The organism is Pseudomonas sp. RIT623, assembly GCF_004519305.1.
Lineage (GTDB): Bacteria > Pseudomonadota > Gammaproteobacteria > Pseudomonadales > Pseudomonadaceae > Aquipseudomonas.
The window spans coordinates 50,623-66,785 of record NZ_SOZA01000013.1 but is presented as its reverse complement, the minus strand read 5'-3'; the positions used below and the strand labels follow the sequence as shown (position 1 = coordinate 66,785).

Here is a 16,163-nt window from a genome sequence, read left to right as displayed (position 1 = left end):
TATTACTGCAGTTGGCCAAAGTAGTCGCTGCCACCAAATTCAAGTTTCGGGAGAATCATCATGGGTAAAATCATCGGTATCGACCTGGGGACCACCAACTCCTGCGTCTCCGTGCTGGAAAACGGCACTGCCAAAGTCATCGAGAACGCCGAAGGCGCGCGTACCACGCCTTCTATCATTGCCTACGCCAACGACGGCGAAATCCTGGTCGGCCAGTCGGCCAAGCGCCAGGCGGTCACCAACCCGCACAACACCCTGTTCGCGGTGAAGCGCCTGATCGGCCGTCGCTTCGAAGAAGACGTCGTGCAGAAAGACATCAAGCTGGTGCCTTACAAGATCGTCAAGGCCAGCAATGGTGACGCCTGGGTCGAGGCCTCCGGCAAGGAAATGGCCCCGCCGCAGATCAGCGCCGAAGTCCTGAAGAAAATGAAGAAGACCGCCGAAGACTACCTCGGCGAGCCAGTCACCGAAGCGGTCATCACCGTGCCGGCCTACTTCAACGACAGCCAGCGCCAGGCCACCAAGGACGCCGGCCGCATCGCTGGCCTGGACGTGAAGCGCATCATCAACGAACCGACCGCCGCCGCGCTGGCCTACGGCATGGACAAGGCCAAGGGCGACCACACCGTCATCGTCTATGACCTGGGTGGCGGTACCTTCGACGTGTCGGTCATCGAAATCGCCGAAGTCGACGGTGAGCACCAGTTCGAAGTACTGGCCACCAACGGTGACACCTTCCTGGGTGGCGAAGACTTCGACATGCGCCTGATCGACTACCTCGTCGACGAGTTCAAGAAAGAGTCCGGCATGGACCTGAAGAACGATCCCCTGGCCTTGCAGCGCCTGAAGGAAGCCGCTGAAAAGGCCAAGATCGAGCTGTCTTCCGCTCAGTCGACCGACGTCAACCTGCCGTACATCACAGCAGATGCAACCGGTCCGAAGCACCTGAACGTGAAGATCTCCCGTGCCAAGCTGGAATCGCTGGTCGAAGACCTGGTCAACCGTACCATCGAGCCATGCCGCATCGCCCTGAAAGACGCCGGCATCGACGCCAGCAAGATCGACGACGTGATCCTGGTCGGTGGCCAGACCCGTATGCCGATGGTGCAGAAAGCCGTTGCCGACTTCTTCGGTAAAGAGGCGCGCAAGGACGTCAATCCGGACGAAGCCGTGGCCATGGGTGCTGCCATCCAGGGCGCCGTACTGGCCGGTGACGTGAAAGACGTCCTGCTGCTGGACGTCAGCCCGCTGACCCTGGGTATCGAAACCATGGGCGGCGTGATGACCGCGCTGATCGAGAAGAACACCACCATCCCGACCAAGAAGTCGCAGGTGTTCTCGACCGCCGATGACAACCAGGGCGCCGTGACCATCCACGTGCTGCAGGGCGAGCGCAAGCAAGCTTCGCAGAACAAGTCGCTGGGCAAGTTCGACCTGGCCGATATTCCGCCGGCTCCACGTGGCGTGCCGCAGATCGAAGTGACCTTCGACATCGACGCCAACGGCATCCTGCACGTCGGTGCGAAGGACAAGGCCACCGGCAAGGCGCAGTCGATCGTGATCAAGGCCAACTCCGGCCTGTCCGACGAAGAAATCGAGAAAATGGTGCGTGACGCCGAGGCCAATGCCGAGGAAGACCGCAAGTTCGAAGAGCTGGCCGCCGCCCGTAACCAAGGTGATGCGCTGGTCCACTCGACCCGCAAGATGGTCGCTGAAGCGGGTGACAAGGTCACCGCCGAAGAGAAGACTGCCATCGAGGCCGCCGTGGTCGCCCTGGAAGCCGCCGTCAAGGGCGACGACAAGGCTGCCATCGACGCCAAGGTCGAGGAGCTGTCCAAGGTTTCGGCCCCTGTTGCCCAGAAGATGTACGCCGAGCAGCAAGCCGAGCAACCGCAGGGCGGCGCTCAGCAGCAGGCCGAGCCGGAAGCCAAGCACGATGACGTGGTTGACGCCGAGTTCGAGGAAGTGAAAGACAACAACAAGCAGTAATCCCTGCATGTTGTCGGCCAGTTCATCGCCGTTTGCCGGTGAACTGGTAGGATGTCGCCGCGCGGGGGCTTGCTCCCGCGTTGGCGTGTCTGGAACACGAGAATTATTTACAGCATCTGTCTGGGCGCATTCGCGTATGGCGGCAGGTGCTGACGGCATGGCGCATGAAGCGCAGAGGTATGCCGACCGCCCCCAAAGAGTGCAAATGACCTATGGCAAAGCGTGATTTTTATGAGGTCCTGGGTGTCGAACGCGGCGCCACCGAAGGTGATCTCAAGAAGGCCTACCGCCGACTGGCGATGAAGTACCACCCGGACCGCAATCCGGGCGACAAAGAGTCCGAAGACCTGTTCAAGGAGGCCAACGAGGCCTACGAAGTGCTGTCGGATGCCAGCAAGCGCGCGGCCTACGACCAGTATGGCCATGCCGGCGTCGACCCAAGCATGGGTGGTGGCGGTGCTGGTTTTGGCGGCGCCAACTTCTCCGACATCTTCGGCGATGTCTTCAGTGACTTCTTCGGCGGCAGTCGTGGTGGTGGTCGTGGCGGTGCCCAGCGCGGCAGCGACCTGCGTTACACCCTTGAGCTCAACCTCGAAGAGGCGGTGCGCGGTACCACGGTCAATATCCGTGTGCCCACGCTGGTCAATTGCAAGCCGTGCGATGGCTCCGGCGCCAAGAAGGGCTCGACCCCCTCGACCTGCCCGACCTGTGGCGGTATCGGCCAGGTGCGCATGCAGCAAGGCTTCTTCGCCGTGCAGCAGACCTGCCCGCGCTGCCACGGCCAGGGCAAGATCATCACCGACCCGTGCACCTCGTGCCACGGCGAGGGTCGCGTCGAAGAGTACAAGACTCTGTCGGTCAAGGTCCCGGCCGGGGTCGACACCGGCGATCGCATTCGCCTGTCCGGCGAAGGCGAGGCAGGTACCCATGGTGGCCCGACCGGCGACCTGTACGTAGTGGTCAACGTGCGCGAGCACCCGATCTTCCAGCGTGACGGCAAGCACCTGTACTGCGAAGTGCCGATCAGCTACACCGACGCGGCCCTGGGCGGCGAGCTGGAAGTGCCGACCCTCGATGGTCGGGTGAAGCTGAAGATTCCCGAAGGTACCCAGACCGGCAAGCAGTTCCGCCTGCGCGGCAAGGGCGTGGCACCGGTGCGCGGTGGTGCGGCAGGCGACTTGCTGTGCCGCGTGGCGGTGGAAACCCCGGTCAACCTCAGTCGTCGCCAGCGTGAGCTGCTCGAAGAGCTGCGCGATTCGCTCGAGGGCGACAGCTCTCACTCGCCCAAGGCCAGTGGCTGGTTCGAAGGCGTGAAGCGCTTCTTCGGCGATCTCTGAGAAGGAACAGGCTATGCGACGTATTGCAGTGATGGGCGCCGCCGGGCGCATGGGCAAGGTGCTGATCGAGGCGGTGCAGCAGCAGGCGCCCAAGGCTGGCCTGACCGCGGCGATCCATCGCCCGGACAGCACCCTGGTCGGTGCCGATGCCGGTGAGCTGGCGGGCCTGGGCCGCATTGGCGTGACGATTTGCGACGACCTGGCCAAGGTCGTCGACGAGTTCGATGTGCTGATCGACTTCACCCATCCGTCGGTGACTCTGAAGAACCTGGCGCTTTGCCGCAAGGCGGGCAAGGCCATGGTCATCGGCACCACCGGCTTCTCTGTGGAGGAGAAGGCGCTGCTGGTCGAGGCTGGCAAGGACATTCCGATCGTCTTCGCCGCCAACTTCAGCGTTGGCGTCAATCTCAGTCTCAAGCTGCTGGACATGGCGGCGCGCGTGCTGGGTGACGATGTCGATATCGAGATCATCGAGGCCCACCATCGACACAAGGTCGATGCGCCGTCGGGTACCGCGCTGCGCATGGGGGAAGTGGTTGCCAATGCGCTGGGGCGTGACCTGCAGGAAGTGGCGGTGTATGGCCGTGAGGGCCAGACGGGTGCCCGTGACCGCAAGACCATCGGCTTCGCCACCGTGCGTGCCGGTGATGTGGTCGGTGATCACACTGTGCTGTTCGCTGCCGATGGCGAGCGTCTGGAGATCACCCACAAGGCCTCGAGCCGCATGACCTTCGCCAAGGGTGCGGTGCGCGCGGCGCTGTGGCTGGATGGGCGTGAGCCTGCGCTGTATGACATGCAGGATGTGCTCGAGCTGCATTGATGCGGCCCCTGTAGGAGCGGCCTTGTGTCGCGAAAGGGTCGCGCAGCGGCCCCTGGATCTCTGAGTTGCTCAGAATTGCCGGGGCTGCTGCGCAGCCCTTTCGCGACACAAGGCCGCTCCTACAATGATTACGTAATTCCTGCTGTCGCAATCCTGTGTTTTAGAGACACATTCCAGGTAGACCCAAAACGCATTTTTCTGTAAGCTACAGCTTTAGTGTGTCCACTAAAAGCGCGCAGACTAATTCAGCATAAAAGCGGGGTGACGTGTCCATACGTCATTCCGCTTTTTTGCAACCTGCGATCGCCCTTTCAGGCTTGATTTACGGGAGGTCTTCTTGACTAAGCCAGCCATACTCGCCCTTGCCGATGGCAGCATTTTTCGCGGTGAAGCCATTGGAGCCGACGGTCAGACCGTTGGTGAGGTCGTGTTCAATACAGCAATGACCGGCTACCAGGAAATCCTCACAGACCCTTCCTACGCCCAGCAAATCGTCACCCTGACTTACCCGCACATCGGCAACACCGGCACCACCCCAGAAGACGCCGAATCCAATCGCGTCTGGTCCGCCGGCCTGGTCATTCGTGACCTCCCGTTGCTGGCCAGCAACTGGCGCAACACCCAGTCGCTGCCTGACTACCTGAAAGCCAACAACGTCGTCGCCATCGCCGGCATCGACACCCGCCGCCTGACCCGTATCCTGCGCGAAAAAGGCGCCCAGAACGGCTGCATCCTCGCCGGTGACGACATCACCGAAGAGCAGGCCATCGCCGCCGCCCGTGCCTTCCCGGGCCTCAAGGGCATGGACCTGGCCAAGGTCGTCTCCACCAAGGAGCGCTACGAGTGGCGTTCCAGCGTGTGGGAGCTGAAGACCGACAGCCACCCGACCATCGACGCTGCCGACCTGCCGTACCACGTGGTTGCCTTCGACTACGGCGTCAAGCTGAACATCCTGCGCATGCTGGTCGCACGTGGTTGCCGCGTGACCGTGGTGCCGGCTCAGACCTCGGCCAGCGAAGTGCTCGCGCTCAACCCTGATGGCGTGTTCCTGTCCAACGGCCCTGGCGATCCGGAGCCGTGCGACTACGCGATCCAGGCGATCAAAGAGATTCTCGAAACCCAGACCCCGGTGTTCGGCATCTGCCTTGGCCATCAGCTGCTGGCCCTGGCCTCCGGCGCCAAGACCCTGAAGATGGGCCATGGCCACCACGGTGCCAACCACCCGGTCCAGGACCTGGACACCGGCGTGGTCATGATCACCAGCCAGAACCACGGGTTCGCCGTCGACGAAGCCACCCTGCCGGGCAACGTCCGCGCCATCCACAAGTCGCTGTTCGACGGCACCCTGCAGGGTATCGAGCGCACCGACAAGAGCGCGTTCAGCTTCCAGGGCCACCCTGAGGCGAGCCCAGGCCCGACCGACGTCGCGCCACTGTTCGATCGTTTCATCGATGCCATGGCCAAGCGCCGCTGAGCATCCTGCATCAAGGCCCCGGGCCGGCTCGCGCCGCCCGGAAGCGCCTGACCCAGATTGTTCAAGACGGCTTGCCGACTGACCCGCGGATTTGAGTGACAACCATGCCAAAACGTACAGACATCAAAAGCATCCTGATTCTCGGCGCTGGCCCGATCGTGATCGGCCAGGCCTGCGAATTCGACTATTCCGGCGCCCAGGCTTGCAAAGCCCTGCGCGAGGAAGGTTTCCGCGTCATCCTGGTGAACTCCAACCCAGCCACCATCATGACCGACCCGGCCATGGCCGACGCCACCTACATCGAGCCGATCAAGTGGCAGTCGGTGGCCAAGATCATCGAGAAAGAGCGTCCTGACGCCGTCCTGCCGACCATGGGTGGCCAGACCGCGCTGAACTGCGCCCTGGACCTGGAGCGCCATGGCGTTCTGGAAAAGTTCGGCGTCGAGATGATCGGTGCCAACGCCGACACCATCGACAAGGCCGAGGATCGCTCGCGCTTCGACAAGGCAATGAAGGCCATCGGCCTGGAGTGCCCGCGCTCCGGTATCGCCCACAGCATGGAAGAGGCCAACGCGGTCCTCGAGAAGCTCGGCTTCCCATGCATCATCCGCCCGTCCTTCACCATGGGCGGCACCGGTGGCGGTATTGCCTACAACCGTGAAGAATTCGAAGAAATCTGCGCCCGTGGCCTGGACCTGTCGCCGACCAAGGAACTGCTGATCGACGAATCGCTGATCGGCTGGAAGGAATACGAGATGGAGGTGGTCCGCGACAAGAAGGACAACTGCATCATCGTCTGCTCCATCGAAAACTTCGACCCGATGGGTGTGCACACCGGTGACTCGATCACTGTCGCGCCTGCGCAAACGCTGACCGACAAGGAATACCAGATCATGCGCAACGCCTCGCTGGCGGTGCTGCGTGAGATTGGCGTCGAAACTGGCGGCTCCAACGTGCAGTTCGGTATCTGCCCGAACACCGGGCGCATGGTCGTGATCGAGATGAACCCGCGTGTATCGCGTTCCTCGGCGCTGGCCTCCAAGGCCACCGGCTTCCCGATCGCCAAGATCGCCGCCAAGCTGGCCATCGGCTACACCCTCGACGAACTGCAGAACGACATCACCGGCGGTCGCACTCCGGCGTCCTTCGAGCCGTCGATCGACTACGTCGTCACCAAGCTGCCACGCTTCGCCTTCGAGAAATTCCCCAAGGCCGATGCCCGCCTGACCACCCAGATGAAATCCGTCGGTGAAGTCATGGCCATCGGCCGGACCTTCCAGGAGTCCCTGCAGAAAGCCCTGCGTGGCCTGGAAGTCGGCGCCTGCGGCCTCGACCCGAAAGTCGACCTGGCCAGCCCGGAAGCCGCCAGCATCCTCAAGCGCGAACTGACCGTGCCGGGTGCCGAGCGTATCTGGTACGTGGCCGACGCCATGCGTTCGGGCATGACCATCGAGGAAATCTTCCAGTTGACCGGCATCGACCTGTGGTTCCTGGTGCAGATGGAAGACCTGATCAAGGAAGAAGAGAAGGTCAAGACCCTGGCCCTGTCGGCGATCGACAAGGACTACATGCTGCGCCTCAAGCGCAAGGGCTTCTCGGACCAGCGCCTGGCCAAGCTGCTCGGCATCACCGACAAGAACCTGCGCCGTCACCGCCACAAGCTGGAAGTGTTCCCGGTGTACAAGCGCGTCGACACCTGCGCCGCCGAGTTCGCCACCGACACCGCCTACCTGTACTCGACCTATGAGCAAGAGTGCGAGGCCAACCCGTCGACCCGCGACAAGATCATGATCCTGGGCGGTGGCCCGAACCGTATCGGCCAAGGCATCGAGTTCGACTACTGCTGCGTACACGCGGCACTGGCGCTGCGTGAAGACGGCTACGAGACCATCATGGTCAACTGCAACCCGGAAACCGTCTCCACCGACTACGACACCTCCGACCGCCTGTACTTCGAGCCGCTGACCCTGGAAGACGTGCTGGAAGTCTGCCGCGTCGAGAAGCCGAAGGGCGTGATCGTCCACTACGGCGGCCAGACCCCGCTGAAACTGGCCCGTGCCCTGGAAGAAGCCGGCGTACCGATCATCGGTACCAGCCCGGACGCCATTGACCGCGCCGAAGACCGCGAGCGTTTCCAGCAGATGGTCCAGCGCCTGAACCTGCTGCAGCCGCCAAACGCCACCGTGCGCAGCGAAGAAGAAGCCATCAGCGCAGCCGGTGGCATTGGCTACCCGCTGGTCGTGCGGCCATCGTACGTGCTGGGCGGTCGCGCCATGGAGATCGTCTACGAACTGGATGAGCTCAAGCGCTACCTGCGTGAAGCGGTACAGGTCTCCAACGACAGCCCGGTGCTGCTCGACCACTTCCTCAACTGCGCCATCGAGATGGACGTGGATGCGGTTTGCGACGGCACCGACGTGGTGATCGGCGCGATCATGCAGCATATCGAGCAGGCCGGCGTTCACTCCGGTGACTCGGCGTGCTCGCTGCCACCTTACTCGCTGAGCAAGCAAGTGCAGGACGAAGTCCGTGTACAGGTCAAGAAGATGGCCCTGGAACTGGGCGTGGTCGGCCTGATGAACGTGCAGTTGGCCCTGCAGGGCGACAAGATCTACGTCATCGAGGTCAACCCGCGCGCTTCGCGTACCGTGCCGTTCGTCTCCAAGTGCATCGGCACCTCGCTGGCGATGATCGCGGCCCGCGTCATGGCCGGCAAAACCCTGAAAGAGCTGGGCTTCACCGAGGAAATCATCCCGAACTTCTACAGCGTCAAGGAGGCCGTCTTCCCGTTCGCCAAGTTCCCAGGGGTTGACCCGATCCTCGGCCCTGAGATGAAATCCACCGGTGAAGTCATGGGTGTCGGCGACAGCTTCGGTGAAGCCTTCGCCAAGGCCCAGATGGGTGCCAGCGAAGTGCTGCCGACCGGCGGTACCGCGTTCATCAGCGTGCGCGACGACGACAAGCCACAAGTGGCTGGCGTTGCCCGCGACCTGATCGCACTGGGCTTCGAAGTGGTCGCCACTGTCGGCACCGCCAAGGTGATCGAGGCCGCAGGCCTGAAAGTGCGCCGTGTGAACAAGGTCACCGAAGGTCGCCCGCACGTGGTCGACATGATCAAGAACGACGAAGTGTCGCTGATCATCAATACCACCGAAGGCCGCCAGTCGATCGCCGACTCCTACTCGATTCGTCGCAATGCGTTGCAGCACAAGATTTACTGCACCACCACCATTGCGGCCGGTGAAGCCATCTGCGAGGCGCTGAAATTCGGTCCGGAAAAGACCGTTCGTCGCCTGCAGGATCTGCATGCAGGACTCAAAGCATGAGCATTACCAAGTACCCTATGACCGTCCAGGGCGCTCGCGCCCTGGAAGAAGAGCACCTGTTCCTGAGCAAGACCGAGCGTCCGCGCCTGAGCCAGGCCATTGGTGAGGCCCGTGAGCTGGGCGACCTGAAGGAAAACGCCGAATACCATGCCGCCCGCGAGGAGCAGGGCATGGTCGAGGCGCGTATCCGTGATATTGAAGGTCGCTTGCAGAACTCGGTCGTGATCGACGTCACCACCATTGCCCACACCGGCAAGGTGATCTTCGGCACCACCGTCGATCTGGAAAACACCGAGACTGGCGATCAGGTGACCTACCAGATCGTTGGCGAGGACGAGGCTGACATCAAGAAGGGCAAGCTCTCGGCGAGCGCGCCGATCGCTCGCGCGATCATCGGCAAGGAAGAGGGCGACACGGTCGTCGTCAAGACGCCAAGCGGCACCGTCGAGTACGAGATTGTCGAAGTCAAGCACATCTGACCGGCGCCTGCGGGCGCCATCCCTCGAGGGGATCCTCTGGCAGCTGGCCCAGGTGTTCTGGGTTGGCGGCTTGTGGGTGTTCCATGTGGGCCTGGTGCCGGCGCTCAAGGTCAGCGGCCTGGCGCCGTTGCTGGTGCATGACATCGCCGGGCAGATCGATCGCTGGTTGATCGGCGTGGCGATGCTCGGGCTGGTGACCCAGCTGGCGGTATTGGCGAGGGTGGACGGCCTAGCGGCCTGGTGGCGGCAGTTTCGTGGGCAGATGTTGCTGCTTGGCCTTGGCGCCTGTGTTGGCTATTACACGCTGCGCTACGGTATTTCCGTGGGCGAGCGTTGGCAGATGTTCTGCTTCCTGGTGCTGGGCTTCTCAGGCATCGTGCTGGTGGCCCAGCCAGTGCCGGTCAAGGCGCGCCGGTAATCGGTTCACGATCGCCGGGCCGCTTTGCGGCCCTTTCGCGGCACAAGGCCGCTCCTACAAGAGGCTCTATCCCCTGTAGGAGCGGCCTTGTGCCGCGAAAGGACTGCGCAGCAGTACCATGCGCTCAATTACTTGTAGCGGTGGATGTTGGAGAGCTGCTTGTTCGGCTGCGGATTCTTGCGGTAGATCAGCGCTTTCTTGCCGATGGTCTGCACCAGCTCGGCGCGGCCAGCCTTGCACAGTTCGGCGATGGCTGCGGCACGTTCCTCGCGATCTTCCGAGCGGATCTCGACCTTGATCAGTTCGTGGTCGGTCAGGGCGCGTTCCAGTTCGGCGATGACGCCTTCATTCAAACCATTGCCTGCGACGATCAGAACCGGCTTCAGGTCGTGACCAATCGATTTGTACTGCTTCTTCTGCTCGTTATTGAGCGGCATAATCTGACCCTTTTCGTCTGATTCTGTAAAATTGACGGGCATTTTACCCGAGGGCCTGTGGCTCCGCCCAGTCAAACACGACGCATATCATCGAGGTGCCCCGTGGTACAACGTTCCAAAAGCAGCGCCAACTGGCTGCGCGAACATTTCAACGACCCTTTTGTGAGGCAAGCACAGAAGGATGGCTACCGCTCGCGCGCTAGCTACAAACTGCTGGAGATCCAGGAGAAAGACCGCCTGATCCGTCCCGGCATGAGCGTCATCGACCTCGGCGCGGCCCCCGGAGGCTGGTCGCAGGTGACCAGTCGTCTGATTGGTGGCCAGGGCCGCCTGATCGCCTCGGACATCCTGGAAATGGACTCGATCCCCGATGTGACCTTCATCCAGGGCGATTTCACCCAGGACGAAGTGCTGCAGCAGATCCTCCAGGCGGTCGGCGATTCGCACGTGGACCTTGTGATTTCCGATATGGCCCCCAATATGAGTGGTACGCCCGCGGTGGACATGCCGCGCGCCATGTTCCTCTGTGAACTGGCCCTGGATCTGGCGACCCGCGTGCTCAAGCCCGGCGGGGATTTCCTGATCAAGATCTTCCAGGGCGAAGGTTTCGACATGTACCTCAAGGACGTGCGCAGCAAGTTCGACAAGGTGCAGATGCGCAAGCCGTCGTCCTCGCGGGATCGCTCCCGCGAACAGTACCTGTTGGGCAAAGGTTTCAAAGGAGTGTGAAAGGCGTGCTGCGGGGTTGCCGATAGTTATTTCCAATCGGCCGCCCCGTCTGGATCGTCCGAACTTCGTGTAGTCTAGCTTTCACAAAGGGTTACAGACGGTGCCTGCGGATGCGTGGGTAATGTAGTAAGTTAGGGCGATGAATATCATGCGAGGCACGGCTGCGTCGTGCGCCGGCCTCAGAGGGTAGCGAATTGAACGACATGGCAAAGAATCTGATCCTCTGGTTGATCATCGCCGCCGTCCTGGTGACGGTGATGAACAACTTCTCCAGCCCTAACGAGCCGCAGACCCTCAACTATTCCGACTTCATCCAGCAGGTCAAGGATGGCAAGGTCGAGCGCGTGACCGTCGACGGCTACATCATTACCGGCAAGCGCACCGATGGCGACAACTTCAAGACCGTGCGCCCGGCCATCACCGACAACGGCCTGATCGGCGACCTGGTCGACAATCATGTCACCGTCGAAGGCAAGCAGCCCGAGCAGCAGAGCATCTGGACCCAACTGCTGGTGGCCAGCTTCCCGATCCTGGTGATCATCGCTGTGTTCATGTTCTTCATGCGTCAGATGCAGGGCGGTGCCGGCGGCAAGGGCGGCCCGATGAGCTTCGGCAAGAGCAAGGCGCGCCTGCTCTCCGAAGACCAGGTCAAGACCACCCTGGCTGACGTCGCGGGCTGCGACGAGGCCAAGGAGGAAGTCGGCGAGCTGGTCGAGTTCCTGCGCGACCCGGGCAAGTTCCAGCGTCTGGGCGGGCGTATTCCGCGCGGCGTGCTGATGGTCGGCCCACCCGGTACCGGTAAGACCCTGCTGGCCAAGGCCATCGCCGGTGAAGCCAAGGTGCCGTTCTTCACCATTTCCGGCTCCGACTTCGTCGAGATGTTCGTCGGCGTGGGTGCCAGCCGTGTCCGTGACATGTTCGAGCAGGCCAAGAAGCACGCGCCGTGCATCATTTTCATCGACGAGATCGATGCCGTCGGTCGCCATCGTGGTGCCGGCATGGGCGGCGGTCACGACGAGCGTGAGCAAACGCTGAACCAGTTGCTGGTGGAGATGGACGGCTTCGAGATGAACGATGGCATCATCGTCATCGCCGCCACCAACCGTCCGGACGTCCTCGACCCGGCGCTGTTGCGTCCAGGTCGCTTCGACCGCCAGGTGGTGGTCGGCCTGCCGGATATCCGTGGTCGCGAGCAGATCCTCAAGGTGCACATGCGCAAGGTACCGGTTGGCGAGAACGTCAACGCTGCGGTCATCGCCCGTGGTACGCCTGGCTTCTCCGGTGCCGACCTGGCCAACCTGGTCAACGAGGCTTCGCTGTTCGCTGCTCGTGCCGGCAAGCGCCTGGTGGAAATGAAGGAGTTCGAGCTGGCCAAGGACAAGATCATGATGGGCGCCGAGCGCAAGACCATGGTCATGTCCGAGAAAGAAAAGCAGAACACTGCCTATCACGAGGCCGGTCACGCCATCGTCGGTCGTGTCGTGCCCGAGCACGACCCGGTTTACAAGGTTTCGATCATTCCCCGTGGCCGTGCCCTGGGCGTGACCATGTTCCTCCCGGAAGAGGACCGCTACAGCCTGTCCAAGCGCGCGCTGATCAGCCAGATCTGTTCGCTTTACGGCGGCCGTATCGCTGAAGAGATGACCCTGGGCTTCGACGGTGTCACCACCGGCGCGTCCAACGACATCATGCGTGCCAGCCAGATTGCCCGGAACATGGTCACCAAGTGGGGCCTGTCCGAGAAACTCGGCCCGCTGATGTACGCCGAAGAAGAGGGCGAGGTGTTCCTCGGTCGCAGTGCCGGCAGTCAGCACGCCAGCGTCTCCGGTGAAACGGCGAAGATGATCGACTCCGAGGTGCGCAGCATCATCGATCAATGCTACGCCACGGCCAAGCAGATCCTCACCGACAACCGCGACAAGCTCGACGCCATGGCCGAGGCCTTGATGAAGTACGAGACCATCGATGCCGATCAGATCGACGACATCATGGCCGGTCGCACCCCGCGCGAGCCGCGCGACTGGGACAACGATGCTGGCACCAGCGGCACGCCGGCTTCCCAGGATGATCGTCCGGAATCGCCGATTGGCGGTCCAGCGGCTCAACACTAAGGGTTTCTATGACCTCACAGCAGTACCCGACCCGGTTGCCTTGCGGCAACCGGGTTCTTGATTTGTCCCGTACCCATGTCATGGGTATCCTCAATATCACCCCCGACTCCTTCTCCGACGGCGGGCGCTATAGCCAGCGAGACGCTGCGTTACGCCATGCCGAGGCGATGGTGGCGGCAGGGGCGACCTTGGTCGATGTCGGTGGCGAATCCACCCGCCCAGGCGCCCGTGCGGTTTCACCGACACAGGAGCTGGAGCGCGTGGCGCCGATCGTCGAGGCGATCAGCAGCCGGCTTGATGTGATCATCTCCGTCGATACCTCGACGCCTGCGGTGATGCGTGAGTCGGCCCGTCTGGGCGCTGGCCTGATCAACGACGTGCGCGCCCTGGAGCGCGATGGTGCGCTGGATGCCGCGGCAGATACCGGCTTGCCGGTGTGCCTGATGCACATGCGTGGCGAGCCGGGCACCATGCAGGACAATCCGCACTACGAGGATGTGACTGCCGATGTCACGCGCTATCTTGAACAGCGTATGGCCGCCTGCGCGACAGCCGGCATCGCTGCCGAACGCATCGTCCTCGACCCAGGCTTCGGTTTTGCCAAGACCCTTGAGCACAACCTCAGCCTGTTCAAGCACATGGAAGCGCTCTATCGCCTTGGGCGCCCGCTGTTGGTGGGTGTTTCGCGCAAGAGCATGATCGGCCTCACGCTGGACCGTCCGGTCGGCGAGCGGCTCTACGGCAGTCTGGCCCTGGCCGCCCTGGCCATGAGCAAGGGCGCGAGCATCCTGCGGGTGCACGACGTGGCGGAAACCGTCGACGTGGTGCGCATGATCGCCGCGGTACAGAACGCCGAATAAGAACATTGGAGTCACTATGAGCAGAAAATACTTTGGCACCGATGGTATCCGTGGTCGCGTCGGCCAATTCCCGATTACCCCCGACTTCATGCTGAAGCTCGGCTGGGCCGCGGGCATGGCCTTCCGCAAGCAGGGTAACTGCCGTGTGCTGGTGGGCAAGGACACGCGAATCTCCGGCTACATGTTCGAATCCGCGCTGGAGGCCGGGCTTTCCGCGGCCGGCGCCGATGTGATGCTGCTTGGGCCGATGCCGACCCCGGCCATCGCCTACCTGACCCGCACCTTCCACGCCGAAGCCGGCATCGTCATCAGTGCTTCGCACAACCCGCACGACGATAACGGCATCAAGTTCTTCTCCGGCGCCGGCACCAAGCTGCCGGACGAAGTCGAACTGATGATCGAGGAACTGCTCGATCAGCCGATGACCGTGGTCGAGTCGAGCAAGCTGGGCAAGGTTTCGCGCATCAATGACGCGGCCGGACGCTATATCGAGTTCTGCAAGAGCAGCGTGCCCAGCAGCACCAGCTTCGAAGGGCTGAAGATCGTCGTCGATTGCGCCCATGGCGCCACCTACAAGGTGGCGCCGAGCGTGTTCCGCGAGTTGGGTGCCGAGGTAACGGTGTTGCACGCGGCGCCGGACGGCCTGAACATCAACGAAGGCTGTGGCTCGACCCATATCGAGTCGTTGCAGGCGGCGGTGCTGGTCGGTCACGCCGACATGGGCATCGCCTTCGATGGTGACGGCGACCGGGTGCTGATGGTCGACCACACCGGCGCCATCGTCGATGGTGACGAACTGCTGTTCATCATCGGTCGCGACATGCAAGAGCGCGGTAAGCTCCAGGGTGGCGTGGTTGGCACGCTGATGAGCAACCTGGGCCTGGAGTTGGCGTTCAAGGAGCTGGATATCCCGTTCGTGCGCGCCAAGGTCGGTGACCGCTATGTCATGGCCGAGCTGCTCGAGCGCGACTGGCTGCTGGGCGGCGAGAACTCTGGCCACGTCGTCTGCGCCAGCCACACCACGACCGGTGATGCGATCATCGCCGCGCTGCAGGTGCTGATGGCGCTCAAGCGTCGCGGCGAGAACCTGGCCCAGGCGCGCCAAGCGGTGCGCAAGTGCCCGCAGGTACTGATCAATGTGCGCTTTGCCGCGGGCAAGGACGATCCGCTGGAAAACCCCCTGGTCAAGGAGGCTAGCGCCAAGGCCACCGAAGCCATGGCCGGGCGCGGGCGCGTGCTGTTGCGCAAGTCTGGCACCGAGCCGTTGGTGCGGGTGATGGTCGAGGGTGACGACGAAAGCCAGGTGCGCGGCCATGCCGAAGCCCTGGCCAAGCTGGTCGAGGAAGTTTGTGCCTGAAAGAGGCTTGCCAGCGCAGATCGGGTTGGGTAAGATCTGCGCCCACTTTGACCGACGAGGTAAAGCATGCGTCGCCCCATGGTAGCTGGTAACTGGAAGATGCACGGTACCCGCGCTAGCGTCGTAGAGCTGACCCAGGGCTTGGGCAATCTGTCCCTGCCAAGCGGTGTGGAAGTCGCGGTGTTTCCACCGTCCTTGTTCATCAATCAAGTGATCGATGGCCTGGAAGGCAAAGGAATCAGCGTAGGCGCACAGAATTCTGCGGTACTGCCTGAACAAGGCGCACTGACCGGCGAAGTTGCCCCGAGTCAGTTGGCTGAAGTCGGTTGCAAGTATGTGCTGGTTGGGCACTCCGAGCGTCGCCAGGTTATTGGCGAAAGTGACGAAGTGCTGAATCAAAAGTTTGCAGCGGCGCAGCAAAGTGGTTTGACGCCAGTGCTCTGTATAGGGGAAACTCTCGCAGAGCGCGAAGCCGGCGAGACGCTTGAAGTTGTAGGGCGTCAACTAAGCAGTGTTATCGATGTGTTCGGTATCAAGGCTTTCGCCAATGCAGTTATTGCCTATGAGCCTGTTTGGGCCATCGGTACTGGTTTGACGGCCTCGCCACAGCAAGCTCAGGATGTGCATGCAGCCATCCGCAAGCAGTTGGCGGCGAAGGACGCCGAAGTTGCAGAAGGTGTGCAGCTTCTCTACGGCGGCAGCGTGAAGGCGGCCAATGCGGCCGAACTGTTCGGCATGCCGGATATCGATGGGGGGCTCATTGGTGGAGCTTCCCTGAACGCAGACGAATTCGGTGCAATTTGTCGCGCCGCAGGAAACTGAACAA

Annotated in this window: 13 protein-coding genes; 12 read left to right on the top strand and 1 reads right to left on the bottom strand. The window is 62.3% G+C overall.

The window, feature by feature from the left end; translation table 11 throughout:
- Positions 1–60: 60 nt before the first annotated feature.
- The 7 genes from dnaK (at position 61) to E3U47_RS11620 (ending at position 9,843) form a co-directional block, all read left to right on the top strand.
- Complete coding sequence (gene dnaK / locus E3U47_RS11650; RefSeq protein ID WP_134691587.1) at positions 61–1,989, top strand: molecular chaperone DnaK; 1,929 nt, start codon at positions 61–63, stop codon at positions 1,987–1,989.
- 212 nt (positions 1,990–2,201) lie between these two features.
- On the top strand, positions 2,202–3,326 hold the full coding sequence (gene dnaJ, locus E3U47_RS11645; protein ID WP_134691586.1) for a molecular chaperone DnaJ: 1,125 nt from the start codon (positions 2,202–2,204) through the stop codon (positions 3,324–3,326).
- A gap of 13 nt (positions 3,327–3,339) precedes the next feature.
- Complete coding sequence (gene dapB, locus E3U47_RS11640; protein WP_134691585.1) at positions 3,340–4,146, top strand: 4-hydroxy-tetrahydrodipicolinate reductase; 807 nt, start codon at positions 3,340–3,342, stop codon at positions 4,144–4,146.
- Positions 4,147–4,483: 337 nt separating this feature from the next.
- Positions 4,484–5,620, top strand: coding sequence for a glutamine-hydrolyzing carbamoyl-phosphate synthase small subunit (carA, locus tag E3U47_RS11635; RefSeq protein WP_134691584.1), 1,137 nt, complete (start codon positions 4,484–4,486; stop codon positions 5,618–5,620).
- Positions 5,621–5,724: 104 nt separating this feature from the next.
- Entirely contained in the window at positions 5,725–8,946 is a 3,222-nt protein-coding gene (carB, locus tag E3U47_RS11630) for a carbamoyl-phosphate synthase large subunit (protein WP_134691583.1), read from the top strand.
- The gene (gene greA, locus E3U47_RS11625) at positions 8,943–9,425 is read left to right on the top strand and encodes a transcription elongation factor GreA (RefSeq protein ID WP_081255197.1); all 483 of its coding nucleotides are present in this window, start codon (positions 8,943–8,945) and stop codon (positions 9,423–9,425) included. Before carB ends, greA begins: the two co-directional genes overlap by 4 nt.
- Positions 9,403–9,843, top strand: a complete 441-nt coding sequence (locus E3U47_RS11620) for an MFS transporter (protein WP_134691582.1) — start codon at positions 9,403–9,405, stop codon at positions 9,841–9,843. Before greA ends, E3U47_RS11620 begins: the two co-directional genes overlap by 23 nt.
- 128 nt (positions 9,844–9,971) lie before the next feature.
- Here E3U47_RS11620 and yhbY read toward each other — a convergent pair whose 3' ends face one another.
- Positions 9,972–10,280 (bottom strand): ribosome assembly RNA-binding protein YhbY, encoded by a 309-nt coding sequence (yhbY, locus tag E3U47_RS11615; RefSeq protein WP_023378620.1) that lies wholly within the window; start codon positions 10,278–10,280, stop codon positions 9,972–9,974.
- 102 nt (positions 10,281–10,382) lie between these two features.
- On the opposite strand from yhbY, the gene rlmE reads away from it, so the two are divergent.
- The 5 genes from rlmE to tpiA all read left to right on the top strand — a co-directional run bounded on the left by rlmE (position 10,383) and on the right by tpiA (position 16,159).
- A complete protein-coding gene (gene rlmE, locus E3U47_RS11610; RefSeq protein WP_134691581.1) occupies positions 10,383–11,009 on the top strand; it encodes a 23S rRNA (uridine(2552)-2'-O)-methyltransferase RlmE in 627 nt (208 codons plus the stop codon).
- A gap of 203 nt (positions 11,010–11,212) precedes the next feature.
- Complete coding sequence (gene ftsH, locus E3U47_RS11605; RefSeq protein WP_134691580.1) at positions 11,213–13,120, top strand: ATP-dependent zinc metalloprotease FtsH; 1,908 nt, start codon at positions 11,213–11,215, stop codon at positions 13,118–13,120.
- Between the two features lie 8 nt (positions 13,121–13,128).
- Entirely contained in the window at positions 13,129–13,980 is an 852-nt protein-coding gene (folP, locus tag E3U47_RS11600; RefSeq protein ID WP_134691579.1) for a dihydropteroate synthase, read from the top strand.
- Between the two features lie 16 nt (positions 13,981–13,996).
- A complete protein-coding gene (glmM, locus tag E3U47_RS11595) occupies positions 13,997–15,337 on the top strand; it encodes a phosphoglucosamine mutase (protein ID WP_134691578.1) in 1,341 nt (446 codons plus the stop codon).
- 66 nt (positions 15,338–15,403) lie between these two features.
- Positions 15,404–16,159: a triose-phosphate isomerase gene (tpiA, locus tag E3U47_RS11590; RefSeq protein ID WP_134691577.1), complete on the top strand. Its 756-nt coding sequence runs from the start codon at positions 15,404–15,406 to the stop codon at positions 16,157–16,159.
- The last annotated feature ends 4 nt before the right edge of the window (positions 16,160–16,163 follow it).